The organism is Polaromonas sp., from assembly GCF_039932935.1.
GTDB lineage: Bacteria > Pseudomonadota > Gammaproteobacteria > Burkholderiales > Burkholderiaceae_C > Polaromonas.
Genome location: NZ_JBDTPB010000014.1, coordinates 1 through 14,837 on the forward strand (window position 1 = coordinate 1; position 14,837 = coordinate 14,837).

15 protein-coding genes are annotated in these 14,837 nt (G+C 64.7%); 10 read left to right on the forward strand and 5 right to left on the reverse strand.

Going from position 1 to position 14,837, the window contains the following annotated elements:
- The 7 genes from ABI546_RS02040 to mgtA all read left to right on the forward strand — a co-directional run.
- Positions 1-485 (forward strand): arginine deiminase family protein (locus ABI546_RS02040; protein ID WP_348043605.1); only part of this gene is annotated, 485 nt, incomplete at its 5' end.
- 47 nt (positions 486-532) lie between these two features.
- Positions 533-1,531, forward strand: coding sequence for an ornithine carbamoyltransferase (argF, locus tag ABI546_RS02045; protein ID WP_348043607.1), 999 nt, complete (start codon positions 533-535; stop codon positions 1,529-1,531).
- Positions 1,528-2,454, forward strand: coding sequence for a carbamate kinase (gene arcC, locus ABI546_RS02050; protein WP_348043609.1), 927 nt, complete (start codon positions 1,528-1,530; stop codon positions 2,452-2,454). The genes argF and arcC overlap by 4 nt, the downstream gene beginning before the upstream one ends.
- 113 nt (positions 2,455-2,567) lie before the next feature.
- Positions 2,568-4,025, forward strand: a complete 1,458-nt coding sequence (locus ABI546_RS02055; protein WP_348043611.1) for a trypsin-like peptidase domain-containing protein — start codon at positions 2,568-2,570, stop codon at positions 4,023-4,025.
- Positions 4,026-4,198: 173 nt separating this feature from the next.
- Positions 4,199-4,852 (forward strand): BON domain-containing protein, encoded by a 654-nt coding sequence (locus ABI546_RS02060; RefSeq protein ID WP_348043613.1) that lies wholly within the window; start codon positions 4,199-4,201, stop codon positions 4,850-4,852.
- 41 nt (positions 4,853-4,893) lie between these two features.
- A complete protein-coding gene (locus tag ABI546_RS02065) occupies positions 4,894-5,268 on the forward strand; it encodes a hypothetical protein (protein ID WP_348043615.1) in 375 nt (124 codons plus the stop codon).
- Positions 5,269-5,392: 124 nt separating this feature from the next.
- Positions 5,393-7,966: a magnesium-translocating P-type ATPase gene (gene mgtA, locus ABI546_RS02070; protein WP_348043617.1), complete on the forward strand. Its 2,574-nt coding sequence runs from the start codon at positions 5,393-5,395 to the stop codon at positions 7,964-7,966.
- 59 nt (positions 7,967-8,025) lie between these two features.
- On the opposite strand, the gene ABI546_RS02075 is transcribed toward mgtA, so the two are convergent.
- The 3 genes from ABI546_RS02075 to ABI546_RS02085 are packed head-to-tail and all read right to left on the reverse strand — an operon-like array spanning position 8,026 to position 9,056.
- On the reverse strand, positions 8,026-8,262 hold the full coding sequence (locus ABI546_RS02075) for an SDR family oxidoreductase (RefSeq protein ID WP_348043619.1): 237 nt from the start codon (positions 8,260-8,262) through the stop codon (positions 8,026-8,028).
- A gap of 24 nt (positions 8,263-8,286) precedes the next feature.
- Positions 8,287-8,508, reverse strand: coding sequence for an SDR family NAD(P)-dependent oxidoreductase (locus tag ABI546_RS02080; protein WP_348043621.1), 222 nt, complete (start codon positions 8,506-8,508; stop codon positions 8,287-8,289).
- An 11-nt stretch (positions 8,509-8,519) separates the two neighbouring features.
- Positions 8,520-9,056 carry a universal stress protein gene (locus ABI546_RS02085; protein WP_348043623.1) on the reverse strand — a complete coding sequence of 179 codons (537 nt, stop codon included), beginning with the start codon at positions 9,054-9,056 and terminating at the stop codon, positions 8,520-8,522.
- A gap of 278 nt (positions 9,057-9,334) precedes the next feature.
- On the opposite strand from ABI546_RS02085, the gene ABI546_RS02090 reads away from it, so the two are divergent.
- The 3 genes from ABI546_RS02090 to adhP are packed head-to-tail and all read left to right on the forward strand — an operon-like array spanning position 9,335 to position 11,545.
- Positions 9,335-9,988: a BON domain-containing protein gene (locus ABI546_RS02090; RefSeq protein WP_348043625.1), complete on the forward strand. Its 654-nt coding sequence runs from the start codon at positions 9,335-9,337 to the stop codon at positions 9,986-9,988.
- A gap of 50 nt (positions 9,989-10,038) precedes the next feature.
- A complete protein-coding gene (locus ABI546_RS02095; protein ID WP_348043627.1) occupies positions 10,039-10,467 on the forward strand; it encodes an Hsp20/alpha crystallin family protein in 429 nt (142 codons plus the stop codon).
- A gap of 49 nt (positions 10,468-10,516) precedes the next feature.
- Positions 10,517-11,545: an alcohol dehydrogenase AdhP gene (gene adhP / locus ABI546_RS02100; RefSeq protein WP_348043628.1), complete on the forward strand. Its 1,029-nt coding sequence runs from the start codon at positions 10,517-10,519 to the stop codon at positions 11,543-11,545.
- 28 nt (positions 11,546-11,573) lie between these two features.
- Here adhP and ABI546_RS02105 read toward each other — a convergent pair whose 3' ends face one another.
- Together ABI546_RS02105 and ABI546_RS02110 are read right to left on the reverse strand one after the other, a co-directional pair.
- A complete protein-coding gene (locus tag ABI546_RS02105; protein ID WP_348043630.1) occupies positions 11,574-12,023 on the reverse strand; it encodes a universal stress protein in 450 nt (149 codons plus the stop codon).
- Entirely contained in the window at positions 11,989-14,730 is a 2,742-nt protein-coding gene (locus ABI546_RS02110) for an acetate--CoA ligase family protein (RefSeq protein ID WP_348043632.1), read from the reverse strand. Before ABI546_RS02110 ends, ABI546_RS02105 begins: the two co-directional genes overlap by 35 nt.
- Positions 14,731-14,837: the final 107 nt, after the last annotated feature.

The window sequence follows — 14,837 nt, forward strand, 5'->3', positions numbered from 1 at the left end:
GCCTGTTCGCGCGCGGCGCCGCGACCCGCGTGCTGGCCGCCCAGTTGCCCAAGTCACGAGGGGCCATGCACCTGGACACCGTGCTGACTTTTTGCGACCGGGACCTGGTGACGGTGTTCCCGGAGATCGTGCAATCCATACGCGTGTTCAGCCTGAGACCCGGCGATGAACACGGCGCGCTGAACGTCAGGGCGGAAAACGAACCCTTTCTGGACGTCCTCGCACAGGCACTGGGCCTGCCAAAGCTGCGCGTCGTCGCCACAGGCGGCAATGCCTACGAAGCCGAACGCGAACAGTGGGACGACGGCAACAACGTGCTGTCGCTGTCGCCCGGCGTCGTCATGGCCTACAACCGCAACACCCACACCAACACCCTGCTGCGCAAGGCGGGCGTCGAAGTCATCACCATCCCCAGCGGCGAACTGGGGCGCGGGCGCGGCGGCAGCCATTGCATGTCCTGTCCGATTGAACGTGACGCCGCCTGAACGCAACCCGACCCGCCACTGAAGCACCCGCGAAAGGCGGCCACACCATGAGTTTCAATCTTCACAACCGCAGCCTTCTGGACCTCAAGGATTTTTCCCCCAGGGACATCCGTTTCCTGCTGGACCTGGCCGCCGAACTCAAGCGCTCCAAATACGCGGGCAACGAACTCGCCCGCCTCAAAGGCAAAAACATCGCCCTGATTTTCGAAAAAGCCTCCACCCGCACGCGCTGCGCGTTCGAAGTGGCGGTGCACGACCAGGGCGGCCACGTGACCTACATCGACCCGGCCAGCTCGCAGCTGGGACACAAGGAATCGCTCAAGGACACGGCCCGGGTGCTGGGCCGGTTGTATGACGGCATCGAGTACCGGGGTTTTCACCAGACAGTGGTCGAGGAGATCGCTCGTTTTTCGCACGTCCCGGTCTGGAATGGTCTCACCGACGAGGCGCATCCCACCCAGGTGCTGGCCGACCTTCTGACCATGGAGGAATTCGGTGAAAAGCCGCTGCATGAGCTGTCTTTTTGCTACCTGGGCGATGCCCGCTTCAACATGGGTTGCTCGCTGCTGGTGGGCGGCACGCAGATGGGCATGGATGTGCGCATCGCCGCACCCGCCGCGCTGATGCCGCCGCCGGCCCTTGTGGCGGAAATGCGTGAGCTGGCTAAAAAAACCGGCGCACGCATCACCCTGAGCAGCGATCCGGCCGAAGCGGTCAGGGACGCAGATTTTCTTTACACCGATGTCTGGGTGTCCATGGGCGAGCCTGAGGACGCCTGGAAGCTGCGCATCGAACAACTGCTGCCCTTTCAGGTCAACAGCGCCTTGATGAAGGCAACAGGCAAGCCGCGAACCCGCTTCATGCATTGCCTGCCGGCCTTTCACAATCTGGACACCGAAGTGGGGCGCCAGATCCACGAGCGCTACGGCCTCAGCGAGATTGAAGTGACTGACGAGGTCTTTGAGTCGGACGCGTCCGTGGTGTTCACGCAGGCGGAGAACCGCATGCACACCATCAAGGCCGTGCTCGTGGCCACGCTCGCATGAAGCTGGTCGTGGCGTTGGGCGGCAACGCTCTGCTGCGCCGGGGCCAGTCGTTCAGCGCGCAGCACCTGCTGGAGAACGTCCGCGGCGTGGCAGCCCAGCTGGCCCGCGTTGCGCACCATCATGAACTGGTGGTGACGCACGGCAACGGGCCGCAGATAGGCCTGCTGGCCCTGCAGAACTCGGCCTACAAGGCGGTCGCGCCCTACCCGCTCGACATGCTGGGTGCGCAGACCGAGGGCATGATCGGCTATCTCCTGGAGCAGGAACTTGCCAACCACCTTCCGCCCCAACGCTCCGTGGCCACCCTGCTGACGCGCGTGGAGGTCGATCCCGCCGACCCTGCCTTCGCGCAGCCCACCAAACCGATAGGGCCCGTGTACGCGAAAGATGAAGCCGCGAACATCGCGGAATCTCTGCAGTGGCACATCGCCCCCGACGGTACGGGTTTCAGGCGCGTCGTGGCCTCGCCGCGCCCCATCCGGATACTGGGAGTCGATCCTGTCCGCTGGCTGCTGCAACACGAGACCGTGGTAATCGCCGCGGGCGGCGGCGGTATTCCGGTGGTGCGTGCGCCCCAAGGGCAGTCGCTGGAAGGCGTCGATGCCGTGATCGACAAGGATTTGACCAGCGCCCTGCTGGCGAAGGAACTCGGAGCCGACTGCCTGGTGATCGCCACCGACGTGGACGCCGTCTACCTCGATTGGGGAATGCCGTCGCAACGCGCCCTGGGAAAAGTCAGGCCGCAGGACCTGCTGGCGCACACCTTCGCGACAGGCTCCATGGCCCCCAAGGTGCAAGCCGCCACGGGTTTTGTGATGAAGACGGGGAAAAAAGCCCTGATAGGTTCACTGAGCCAGATTGAGGAGATGTTGGCGGGCCATGCCGGCACCGAGGTCAGTTCTGGCGGTGGCATTGCGGCATAAGCCGGTGTAGGTCGGCATAGGTCGACGCAAGGCGACACAAGTCCCGCCGTATTTCGGGGGCGGGCTTGAGCTGGCGCAAATGGCCCGGTGCCGGTGCCATGTTCAATGGCCACATGAAATCCTATCGTCTTTTGCTTGCGGGCCTGGTGGCTTGCGCCGCCATGGCTTTGGAAAGCGCCCATGCGGAGCCGCTCGTTCGTCGGGCTTCCGTATCGGCTGGCGCCATCGTCGCCAGCCGCGGCGCTGGCGTCGTGGAAATCAGCACCATCAGTTCCTGGGTACGCAGCGGCAGCGACGACCCGGAGCCAGAGTTCGCCCCGCCGGACACCTTCGGCGACCGGCTGGCAAGGCCGCAACCCATAAGTTTGTCGCGAGGCGACATGCGCGACCTCGCCTCCGGCTTTGTGCTCACGGCCGACGGCTATATCGTCAGCAGTGCGCACGTGTTGTGGGATGCTGAAGAGGCCCAGGTGCGGCTGCAGGACGGCCGGCATTTTTCAGCCAGGCTGGTCGGGCTGGACCGCATCACGGACGTGGCCCTGCTGAAAATTGATGCCACAAGCCTCTCACCGGCGCCGATAGGCGATTCCTCCAGGCTTGCTGTCGGCGACTGGGTCGCTGCGATCGGCTCACCGTTTGGTTTTTCCGGTTCGGTCACCGCAGGTATCGTTAGCGCAAAGAACCGTTTTCTTTCCGGTAGCGGCGAAACCGGCTTCATACAGACAGATGTGGCGATTAATCCGGGGAGCTCCGGCAGCCCACTCTTCAATGCAGACGGCGAAATCGTCGCCCTCAACTCGCTCATCTATAGCGGCAGCGGCGGTTATATGGGTGTTTCATTCTCCGTGCCGATCAATCTGGCCGTTGACATCGCGTGGCGCATGCGCGCTCAAGGGAAAATTCGGCGAGCCTATCTGGGGGCAAAGCTTCAGGGCATGACCGCCGCGCTCGCGCAGTCTTTCGGGGTGCGTGACCCCACCGGGGCGCTGGTCGTGCAGGTCACGCCGGGCGGGCCCGCCGCGCAGGCCGGCCTGGTGCGCGGTGACATCATCACCGGGTTTGACGGCGCCAAGATCAGGGATTTCAGCAGTCTGGCGCTGCAGATGAGCGACCACGGCGCCGGTATTCCCGGCGTGATGGAGGTCTGGCGCCGAGGCCAGAAAATCATGGTTTCAGTCGTGCTGGCAGAGGCCCCCGCCAGCAGTATCCGGTCGCTGACGGCTCCAGATACCAGCAGCCTTCCCAACCTGGGCCTGACGCTCACCGAGACCGGTGAGGACCTGCGCGCACAACTGGGAATCGACGGCGGCCTGCTGGTTCGCCAGGCTGCAGGACTTTCGCGCAGTGAAGGCATGCAGCCTGGCGATGTGATAGTCGCCGCCAACGACGTCAGGCTGGACAGCATTGACGATTTCGATCGCATGTTTTCACGCCTGGACCCCGGTGCCAGCCTCGCTTTGCTGGTGGTACGAGACGGCCATGCAGCCTATGTGCCGTTTCGTATTCCCGCCACAAAAAAAGCCCGCCTTGACCCCGAAACAAGTTCCCAGTCCACGCCAACCAGCCAGTAAAGCGGCCAAAACCGGGCCGGCCCCCGCGACCGCCTGAGGAACATCAACCCGCAACATCTTTTTTTGATCGCAACCGGGCGCCGCCACATGCGAAGCGCTTGAGCAATATCAACACGACGCCACCCTTGCCTGCCTAAAGTTGGTTGTCATCAACTCCCTCGAAGGAAAGCGCCATGAAAACCGATATGCAACTCAAAGCCGACGTCACCGCCGAACTGGCCTGGGAGCCCGCCGTCAATTCAGCCAGCGTAGGCGTACTCGTCAATGACGGTGTTGTGACGCTCACAGGCCACCTGAGCAGCTTTGCCGAAAAAATTGCGGTGGAAAAAGCCGTTCACCGTGTGGCGGGTGTGCGTGGGCTGGCGATTGAGCTTGACGTCAAGCTGGTGGCGGCCCACCACCGCAGCGATTCCGAGATCGCCTCGATTGCCGCATCCGCGCTGCGCTGGAGCGTGCTCCTGCCGCCCGATCACGTCAAGGTCGAGGTAGAAAAAGGATGGGTCACCCTCACGGGTGAAGTCGACTGGACTTACCAGTCCGGCACGGCTGAAAAATGCGTGCGGGACCTGGTCGGCGTGCGCGGCTTGTCGAACAACATCGTTGTCAAACCCACCGTCAGCACGCGGGACATCGCGGCGGAGATCTCCGCCGCGCTCGAACGCCAGGCTGAGCGCGAAGCCCGGCACATCCAGGTCAAGGTTGAAGGCAGCGTCGTCACCCTTCATGGCAAGGTGAATTCCCTGGTCGAGCGCGAAGCGGCCGCGGGCGCGGCCTTCGCGGCCAGGGGCGTCACCCGTATCGTCAACAAGCTGGAAGTCACCGCTTGATGCGGTGGCTTGTTTTTGCCTATTTTTGAAGGAATACCCACATGTCTTTTTTTCATGCCGTGGTCTGGCTCGACCATCACCAGGCCCAGGTGATCCGATTCGATGCCGAACAGGCTGAGGCGCGCAAGCTTCAAGCGCATTCCCATGCCACGCGCCAGCACGGCAGCGAGGTGCGCGCCACCCATGAGTTTTTCGGCGAGATCTGCGATGCGCTGGACGGCATGGAGTCGGTCCTGGTGACGGGAGCGCACACGGCGCAGGCCGACTTCCGCCACTACGTCGGCAAACATCGCCACGCCCTGGCGCCGCGGGTCACAGGCTGGGAGACCGTGGACCACCCGACCGAAGCCCAGTTGCTGGCGCTGGGCCGGAAGCGACACCACCAGGCCGTCATCGGCCTGGCCACCGGCCGTTAACAGCGCGGGTGAGCCATGGCGGCAGCGTCAGGCCTTCTTCCGGAAAGGATTGGGACATGGACAGGTATAGCGTGCTGAAGGCCGGGGACGGCCCGCGAGAGCGGGCGCCTGGCCTCCGCGAAAAATGCATGCCGCCCCGGTGACGGAAGCGCCCGCCGCCCCCCAGCCCTGGTGGCTGGAGCCGGCGCCGGCCGGGACCCTGGGCCTGTCGCAGGCCCAGGCGCAGGAAGCATTCGCGCGCTTCGGCCCGAACAGTTTCGATGCGCGCAAGAAACAATGGCTGGCGCTGCAGTTCCTGGCGCGCTTTCGCAACCCGCTCGTCCTCGTGCTGCTTGCCGCCAGCGCCATCTCCGCCGCCTCAGGAGACGTCGCGAATTTTCTCATCATCATGCTGATGGTGCTGCTGAGCGTCACGTTGGACTTCGTGCAGGAGCACCGTGCCGGCCGGGCCGCCGAGAAGCTGCGAGAATCGGTGGCACTTCGCGCCAGCGTCCTGCGGGCTGGGCGTGTGGAGGATGTTCCGGTACCGGCCCTGGTGCCCGGCGACCTGGTGTTGCTGTCCGCCGGCGACCGCGTGCCGGCCGACGGCCGGGTCGTCGAGGCCCGCGACTTCTTCGTCAACCAGGGGCTTCTGACCGGCGAGTCCTATCCCGTCGAAAAGCGTCCCGGGGTTCTGGATAACGGCGCCGTGGAATTGCAGCAGGCCCTCAACGCGGCCTTCATGGGAAGCACGGTGGTCAGCGGCAGCGCCCGCATGCTGGTCACAGCGACTGGTTCGGCCACAGCGCTGGGTGAAGTGGCGCACAGCATCCAGGCCGAGCCGCCGCCCACCGCCTTCGAGACCGGCATGCACCGCTTCGGCATGCTGTTGATGCGGATCACGCTGCTGCTGGTCCTGTTCGTCATGCTGGTCAACCTGGTCCTGCACCGGCCGCTGCTGGAGTCCTTCCTGTTTGCCGTCGCGCTCGCTGTCGGCCTCACGCCCGAGCTGCTTCCGATGGTCGTTTCAGTCACCTTGTCGCGCGGCGCGATGCGCATGGCGGCGTGCCGCGTGATCGTCAAGCGCCTGGCCTCGATACAAAACCTCGGGGCCATGGATGTCCTGTGCACCGACAAGACCGGCACGCTCACCGAGGCAAAGATCAGCCTGGCGCGGTGCATGGATGCGGACGGACAAGACACGCCCCGGGTGCTGATGCTGGCCTATCTCAACAGCGTGTTTGAAAGCGGACTCAAAAGTCCGCTTGACGAGGCCATCCTCGCGCGCGACGTGGATGTCGCGGCATGGCAAAAAATCGATGAGGTGCCCTTCGACTTCGAGCGCCGGCGCGTTTCGGTGCTGGTGGATCGCGGTGATACGCGCTGGCTGCTCGTCAAGGGAGCGCCTGAGGACGTTCTCGCGCTGTGCAGCCGCCGGGAGCGGGAGGAAGGACGCTCGCTGGCACCGCTGGACGCAGCCGCCCGGGATGGCCTTCAGGAACGCTGCCACGGCCTGGAGCGCCAGGGCCTGCGCGTGCTCGGCATCGCCTGGCGCGAGGTGCCTAAAGACCATCCGCATGCCGATGTCCGCGACGAGACCGACCTGGTGTTCGCGGGTTTTGCCGCCTTCATCGACCCACCCAAAGCCGGCGCCGGCGCCGCGTTGTCCGCGCTGGCCAGGAGCGGCGTGGCCGTGAAGCTCGTCACCGGCGACAGCGAGCTGGTCGCCCAGCATCTGTGCAACCTGCTGAAGCTGCCGGTCAGGGGCGTTCTGACAGGCCAGGAGATCGCGCGGATGGACGAGGCGGCACTGCGCGCGCGCGTCGACCGCACCACGCTCTTTTGCCGCGTCAACCCGGCCCAGAAGAACCGCATCATTCTTGCGCTCAAGGCGCGCGGCCACGTGGTCGGCTACCTGGGCGACGGCATCAACGACGCACCGCCGCTGCGCTCGGCCGACGTCGGCATCACAGTGGATTCCGCGGTCGACGTGGCGCGAGAGGTGGCCGACATGGTGATGCTCGACCACGACCTCGCGGTGCTGCATGAAGGGGTCCTCGAAGGCCGGCGCACGTTCGGCAACGTGATGAAGTACATCATGATGGGCACGAGTTCAAACTTCGGCAACATGCTGAGCATGGCCGCGGCCTCGCTGTTCCTTCCTTTCCTGCCGCTGCTGCCGGCGCAGATCCTGCTCAACAACGTGCTCTACGACCTGTCGGAGGTCGCCATCCCCCTGGACAACGTCGACCCCGGCGACCTGCACCGCCCCCGGGCGCTGGATATGGCCTTCATTCAACGCTATATGTGGCTGTTCGGCCTGATCAGTTCCGCCTTCGACGCGCTGACATTCTGGATACTGCTGCGGGTGCTGCGCGCGGATGAAGTCCTGTTTCATACCGGCTGGTTCATCGAGTCGCTGGTGACCCAGGTCCTGGTCATCTTCGTGATCCGCACGCGCGGCAGGCCGTGGGCCAGCCGGCCCAGCGCGGTGCTGACGGCCACCTCGCTGTCCGTTGTGGCCCTGGCGCTGCTGCTGCCCTTCACGCCGCTGGGCCGGCTCTTCCACTTTGAGCCGCCGCCCGCGATCTTTTTTGTCTGGATGCTGGTACTGGTGCCGACCTACCTGGCATTGGCCGAAGGAGCCAAGCGTTTCTTCTACGCCCGGATGGTGGCACACAGCGGATCTCGGCGAAAGGCGGCGTCGCACTACTTTTAGAGATGCCGACATGGCACTGAAGCGGAGCAACATCACCCCCGCCCCCCCCTGCAGGGCGGCTACCCGAGGTACGCCATTGACGGACAGCGTGACGCCGTTGATGAAACTGGCTTCAGGGTATCGCCCATCGCCGCGGCCGGCACGGTGGCCACCATCGCGGTATCGATGTACCCGGGCGCCACCACATTGGCTGTGATGTCGCGCGAGGCACCTTCAAGGGTCAGGGCTCTGGTAAACCCGATGATGCCGCCCTTGCTGGGTCCGACAGCCTCTTCCACCCTCACCACGCCAGCCATGCAGGCAGCGCCATCGGCCGCGTCTCATGAAAAAAAGGGTATGCCGGTTCTGCCGGGGAAGCTGTGCGCCGCGGCCTGGTTTGCGCCGAAGGGCACCGCAACGCGATATCCCGCCGCCAGCAAGACCTCGGCACTCGCCACGCCAATGCCGGAGGTTCCGCCGGTGACCAGCGCCACGCGATCAACCATTTCCACGCCCCCCAGCACGGACGCGACCATGGCCTTCACGGCACACCGAGGCAGCATCACCGGCGTCATCACTCGACGGACAGTGCACCCGAAGGAAGGTTGACGCGTACAGTCTTCGCCGAAGCGTTTTTCCCGGAGGCGTCCGGCTTCTCGGCCGGTTCCGGCGAGCGCACCAGCAGCACGGGAACCGGTGAGCGCCGCAATACGTTTTCAGCGCTGCTGCCCAGCACGGCACGCCCGATACCGCGGCGCCCGTGGGTGCCCAGCACGATCAGGTCAGCAGGCCACGCCCCGGCTTCGGCGACGATCAGTTCATGCACGGGAACCGCGAAGTTGTCACGCAGCACGATTTCCACGTCTGCGCCTGCAGATGCAGCGACGGCCTCGGAATCGGCCAGCAGGCGTTCGCCTTCTCGCCGCAGACCCTCAAGCCAGTTGCTGGGGTAGCCCGCATAAGCGTCGAATGACAGCGCGATGGACGTGACATCGACGACATGCAGCAAACGCAACTTGCCGCCGGTCAGCCTGGCCATGCGGATGGCCTCCTGCAGGCCGTGGTTGGACGTGGGACTTCCGTCTACGGCAACCAAAATATGTTGGTACATGGAGCACTCCTTAGATCGATTGATGGGGGGTCAGTATTCAATGGCTCCGCTGTCCGGGAATTGACCTAGCGCAACCGCCCTCAAGGCGCATCAGGAAGGCCACTCGGTCTTCAGCACTACTGCGTGTTGCCTGTGTAGTGCTTTACTTCTCAGCGCGGTATCCGGTCTCCCAGCGCAATGCGCGGCGCTTGCGAAATGTCAATGCGACCATGCTCGCGCCTGCCTAAAGTCTTATGGCCACCAGGTGGTGGTCACCATTTCATTCAAAGGAAAGAACCATGAAAACCGATATGCAACTCAAGGCCGACGTCACTGCGGAGCTGGCCTGGGAACCGGCTGTCAATGCGGCCGGTATAGGCGTCCTGGTCAACGACGGTGTCGTGACACTGACAGGCCACCTTGACACATTCGCAGAAAAGTATGCGGCCGAGCGAGCCGTGCGCCGCGTGGCGGGCGTGCGCGGGCTGGCGATGGAGCTGGACGTGAAACTGGCACCGGGACACCAGCGCAGCGACTCGGAAATCGCTTCTGCAGTCGCATCCGCATTACGCTGGAGCGTCTTCATGCAACCTGATCGGGTCAAGGTGGAGGTCGAAAAAGGCTGGGTCACCCTGACTGGCGAAATCGACTGGAGCTACCAATCCAGCACCGCCGAGCAATGTGTTCGCGGATTGATCGGCGTGCGCGGATTGACAAACAACATCACCGTCAAGCCCACCGTCAGTACACGCAATGTGGCGGCGGAGATTTCTGCCGCGCTCGCACGCCAGGCCGAGCGTGAAGCCAAAAACATCCTGATCGACGTAGAAGGTGGCGTGGTGACCCTTCGCGGCAAGGTGCATTCACTGGCCGAGCGTGAAGCCGCCGCCGGCGCCGCATTCGCCGCCAGGGGCGTTTCCCGGATCGTCAATAAGCTGGAAATCACCGCCTGAAGCGATAGCCAGCCCAAGAAAAAAACGTCATTACCCTGAAAGTAAATCTCATGAAACACCTTCGCAAGCAGGAAGAGTCGTTCGGCGGTCCTCTGGAATCGGCAATGCGCCGGTTCTTCTCCCCAGCCTTTATGGACACTAAAAAAACGAACCTGCAGATGCGCATCGACGTGGACGAGGATGTGAACGCCTATACCGTCAAAGCCGATGTCCCGGGCGTCAAAAAGGAGGACATCAACATTCAAGTCGACGGCAATGTCATCCGCATCGATGCAGAAATGAAACGGGAGAAGGACACCAAAGAAAACGGCGGTAAAACCGTGCGCAGCGAGCGCTATTGGGGCGACGTTTCGCGCACTTTCAGTCTCGCTCACGACATCGACGAAAGCAAAACCACCGCGTCCTACCGCGACGGCGTGCTGACGTTGAAGCTGCTCAAGAAGGCTGGTGCACCCTCCGGCAGGATTGTGGTGCAGTAGTTCATCCCTCTCGCGTCGCGACCGGTACGCGCCTTTTCAGGAATTCACCATGCAAGTCATGAAAGCCGCGGTTGTCCATGAATTCGGCAAACCCCTTCATATCGAGGAAGTCCCCGTCCCCACCGTGGTGCCCGGCCGGATTCTGGTCAAGATAGCGGCCTCGGGCGTCTGCCATACCGACCTGCATGCCGCCGACGGCGACTGGCCCGTCAAGCCTACCCTGCCCTTCATTCCGGGCCACGAGGGCGTGGGCTACGTGGCCGCTGTAGGAGCGGGTGTGCACACGGTCAAGGAAGGAGACCGCGTCGGTGTGCCGTGGCTGCACACGGCCTGCGGGCATTGCGAATACTGCATCACTGGCTGGGAGACGCTTTGCGACGGCCAGCAGATGACCGGCTATACCGTCAACGGCGGGTACGCCGAATACGTGCTCGCCGACCCCGGTTATGTGGGTCACCTGCCCGACAACGTCGGGTTTGGCGAGATAGCGCCGGTGCTATGCGCCGGCGTGACGGTCTACAAAGGCTTGAAGGTACTTGATTGCAAGCCGGGCGACTGGGTGGCGATTTCCGGTATCGGAGGCCTGGGTCACCTCGCAGTCCAGTATGCAAAAGCCATGGGTTTTCACGTCGTCGCCGTCGACATCGACGACGCGAAATTAAATCTGGCCAGGAGCCTTGGCGCCGACATGGTGGTCAACGCCGCCAAGCAAGACCCGGTTCTTGAGGTCCAGAAAGGGCTGCGAGGCGCGCACGGCGTGCTGGTGACCGCCGTCTCTCGCAGTGCTTTCTCGCAAGGACTGGGTATGCTCCACAAGCGCGGCACCATGTCCCTGGTCGGGTTGCCGCCGGGGGATTTCGCACTTCCTATCTTTGACGTTGTGCTGAATGCCAAGACGGTTCGTGGCTCCATCGTCGGCACGCGCAAGGACCTCCAGGAAGCGATGGCCTTCGCCGGCGAAGGCAAGGTACGCACCACGTTCACCGAAGACCGGCTGGACAACATCAATGACGTGTTGGATCGCATGCGACGCGGCGCAATAGAAGGCCGGGTCGTGATGCGCATCAGCGGCGACTGAGCGCGTCACGCCAAAACAGGAAGCGGCCTCAGCCTTTCACCACCAGCACCGCAACGGGCGCCTGCCGCACGATCTGCTCGGCATCGCTGCCCATCAGGACGCGGTCCAGGCCTCGGCGTCCGTGCGAGCCCAGCACGATCATGTCGGCATGCACCTGCATGGCCTGTTCGGCCACCGTGTCGCAAAGACGGCCGGTGCCTGACTCCAGCAGCACGCTGTCGCACGCCACGCCCTTGACGGAGGCCAGGCTGCGCATCTGCGCTAGCAGTCTTTCGCCCTCCGTGCGCATGAAAGGGAGCGTCTGCTCGTAATAGGCCCTGGCCGTCTCGAAGCCGTTGACGTAGTCCAGCTCATCGATCACGTAAAGGAGCCGAAGGCGCGCTCCGCTAAGATGCGCCAGTTCAATCGCGGCACGCAGTGCCTTGATGGAAGTCTGGCTGCCGTCAACCGGAACAAGTAGTTGGTGTAGTGGGGCCATATGCGACTCCTGGCGCCAATGGCGCGGTTGAGGGTGGATTCAATGCCAGCTGCATTGAAAAGGTATCGGCGTTGTCGTCGGGGGCGACATCGAAGCCGGCGGAACGCGCCAGCGCTGCCATGGCGGTGTTCTCGCGCAGGCACTGGCCGAGCACCTCGGCCGTGCCGCGCTCACGCAGGTAGCGCAACAGCCTGTCCAGCAGCAACCGGCCAAGCCCTTTGCCCTGCCACGGTGCCGCAACCTGGATCGCGAACTCCGCGCGTTCGTTGTCGGGGTCGCAGACGGCCCGCACTTCGCCCACCATCTCCAGCTGGCCGCCGGCCTGTGGCGACAGCGCGATAAAAGTCATTTCGCGGTCGTAGTCGATCTGGCTGTACCGGGCCAGTTCCGAACGCGGTACTTCGCGGCGAGCCATGAAGAACCGCAAGCGCATGTCTGCCGGGGTGGCCCGCGCATAAAAGGCAGCCAGCCGCTGGCCGTCTTCCGGCCGGATAGGCCGTAGCGTCAGGTTGGCACTGCCGAGCTGAACCTCGGTCTCAAGGTCTGCCGGGTAAGGGCTGATGGAGGGTGGCAATGAGGTGGCCCCGGGGGCCCGCAGCCTTATCCTGGCATCCACCGCCAGGACCCCGTGTTCGTCCACCAGCAGGGGATTGATGTCGAGCTCGGCGAGCAGGGGCTGCTCGCACGCCAGCCTTGAGATCTTCTGGAGCACGTCGCGCACGGCAGCGGTGTCGGCCGGCCTGCTTCCCCGGTAGCCGCCCAGCAGCAAATCCATGCCGGCCCGGGAGATCAGGTCCTTCGAGAGCGCATTGTTGATGGGAGCCAGGGCGACGGCGTGGCGCGCGTGGAGTTCGACCGCCGTACCGCCTTCGCCGAAAAGAATGACCGGCCCAAACACCGGGTCGGTGGCCATGCCCGCGATCAGTTCCAACGCGCCGGGCCTGTCGGCCATGGCCTGCACGGCGAAACCCTGCAACACCGCATGCGGCGCCCGCCGCGCGAGATTCTCGCCCATGCGTGATGCCGCCGCGAGCACTTCGTCGGCGCAGGCGAGCCCGATCTCGACACCTCCGACATCGGACTTGTGGACGATGTCGGGCGACATGACCTTCAGGGCCACCGGGAACCCCAAGCGCTGCGCGAGCGCCGCGGCCTCGTTGGCGTCCCGGGCCCGCTCAACCGGCAATGCCGCGATGCCGCAGGCCTGCAGGACTTGCTGGACTTGCACGGCGTCCAGCCATTTTTGCCCGGCGTCCGCGGCTTCTTGAAGGATTTTTCGCACCCGCCCCGTGTCCCGCGGGCCAGCCTGTTGGTCCAGGCCCGGGAGTTCGCGCAGTGCGGCCTGATTGCGGGCGTAGGCCGCAAGGTGCAGCCATGCCGTGACGCCGCGCTCCGGTGTCTCGAAGCAAGGCACGCCGGCAGCCGAGAACGCCGCGCGGGCTGAAGCCACCGAGGGCGCTCCCAGCCAGCAGGCCAACACGGTTTTTCCACGCCGCGCGAGCAACGGCAGGCAGGCTGCGGCGATGTCGTATGCCGGGACGATGGCCGTGGGTGCATGCATGAACAGCACGCCGTCGACCTCCGGCGCCGCCAGCAGGATGCGCAGCGCGTCCTGGTAACGCCGCACCGGCGCATCGCCCACGATATCGACCGGATTGCCGCGAGACCAGGCCGGAGGCAGGCAGGCATTGAGCGCGGCCAGCGTCTGCGGCGCGAGTTCGGCCAGTTTGCCGCCGCCCAGGGCCAGGGCATCGGCCGCCAGCACGCCGGCGCCTCCGCCGTTGGTGAGAACGGCCAGCCTGTCGCCTGCCCAGAACTGCTTGTGCGCCAGGGTCTCGGCCGCGCCGAACAGGTCTTCCAGCGTGTCCACGCGCAGCATGCCGGCGCGCCGCGCGGCCGCATCGAACACCAGGTCCGATCCGGCGAGTGCCCCGGTATGCGATGCCGCCGCGCGGGCGCCGTCGGGCGCGCGCCCGCCCTTAACCACAATCACCGGTTTGTTGCGCGCCGCGGCACGCGCGGCCGACATGAATTTGCGGGCGGAACTCACCGACTCCATGTACATCAGGATGGCGCGGGTTCCGGGGTCGCTGCCGAGGTAGTCGAGCACGTCGCCGAAATCCACGTCGGCGACGTCGCCCAGCGATATGAAATGCGAAAACCCTATGCCGCGCCCGTTGGCCCAGTCGAGCATGGCCGTGGCCAGCGCGCCCGACTGCGTGACGAACGCGATGTTGCCGGGCAAGGCATTGCCGGGCGCAAAGCTGGCGTTCAGGCCTATGCCGGGAACCAGGATGCCCAGGCAGTTCGGCCCGGCGATGCGCAGCAGATGGGGCCGCGCGGCGTCCAGCATCGCACTTTCCCACGTCTGGCCCCCTTCTTGCGGCGCCTGCCGCAGGCCTGCGGACATGACGATCGCGGCACGCGTGCCGCGCCGGCCCAGTTCGGCCACGATACCGGGAACCCTTGCAGCAGCCGTGCAGATGACCGCCAGATCGGGCGTGCCGGGAAGGGAGGCCGCGTCAGGCCAGGCCTGCGCCCCGTCGATGCGCGCGTGGTTCGGATTGACGGGCCACAGGGGGCCATTGAAGCCTCCCGCCTTCAGGTTGCGCAGAACGACGGCACCCACGCTGCCCGGACGGTCGGACGCGCCGATCAGGGCGACCGAGCGGGGTTGAAACAGCGCTTCCAGGTTGCGCACACTCATGGGTGACTCCAAAACTGCATGGCCGGCGCCATGCGATGCGGCCAGATTAACGCCCGCTTCGGCATGCGCATTTGCGCCAGGTCAACCCAGGCCGTGGCAGGTCGCCG

Excerpts from the sequence above, each read along its gene's own strand:
- arcC (WP_348043609.1), top strand. The coding sequence starts at position 1,528 with ATGAAGCTGGTCGTGGCGTTGGGCGGCAACGCTCTGCTGCGCCGGGGC.
- ABI546_RS02085 (WP_348043623.1), bottom strand. The coding sequence starts at position 9,056 with ATGTACCAACATATTTTGGTTGCCGTAGACGGAAGTCCCACGTCCAAC.
- ABI546_RS02065 (WP_348043615.1), top strand. The coding sequence starts at position 4,894 with ATGTCTTTTTTTCATGCCGTGGTCTGGCTCGACCATCACCAGGCCCAG.
- ABI546_RS02095 (WP_348043627.1), top strand. The coding sequence starts at position 10,039 with ATGAAACACCTTCGCAAGCAGGAAGAGTCGTTCGGCGGTCCTCTGGAA.
- adhP (WP_348043628.1), top strand. The coding sequence starts at position 10,517 with ATGCAAGTCATGAAAGCCGCGGTTGTCCATGAATTCGGCAAACCCCTT.
- ABI546_RS02075 (WP_348043619.1), bottom strand. The coding sequence starts at position 8,262 with ATGGCTGGCGTGGTGAGGGTGGAAGAGGCTGTCGGACCCAGCAAGGGC.
- ABI546_RS02060 (WP_348043613.1), top strand. The coding sequence starts at position 4,199 with ATGAAAACCGATATGCAACTCAAAGCCGACGTCACCGCCGAACTGGCC.
- ABI546_RS02080 (WP_348043621.1), bottom strand. The coding sequence starts at position 8,508 with ATGCTGCCTCGGTGTGCCGTGAAGGCCATGGTCGCGTCCGTGCTGGGG.
- ABI546_RS02105 (WP_348043630.1), bottom strand. The coding sequence starts at position 12,023 with ATGGCCCCACTACACCAACTACTTGTTCCGGTTGACGGCAGCCAGACT.
- mgtA (WP_348043617.1), top strand. The coding sequence starts at position 5,393 with ATGCATGCCGCCCCGGTGACGGAAGCGCCCGCCGCCCCCCAGCCCTGG.
- ABI546_RS02110 (WP_348043632.1), bottom strand. The coding sequence starts at position 14,730 with ATGAGTGTGCGCAACCTGGAAGCGCTGTTTCAACCCCGCTCGGTCGCC.
- ABI546_RS02090 (WP_348043625.1), top strand. The coding sequence starts at position 9,335 with ATGAAAACCGATATGCAACTCAAGGCCGACGTCACTGCGGAGCTGGCC.
- argF (WP_348043607.1), top strand. The coding sequence starts at position 533 with ATGAGTTTCAATCTTCACAACCGCAGCCTTCTGGACCTCAAGGATTTT.
- ABI546_RS02055 (WP_348043611.1), top strand. The coding sequence starts at position 2,568 with ATGAAATCCTATCGTCTTTTGCTTGCGGGCCTGGTGGCTTGCGCCGCC.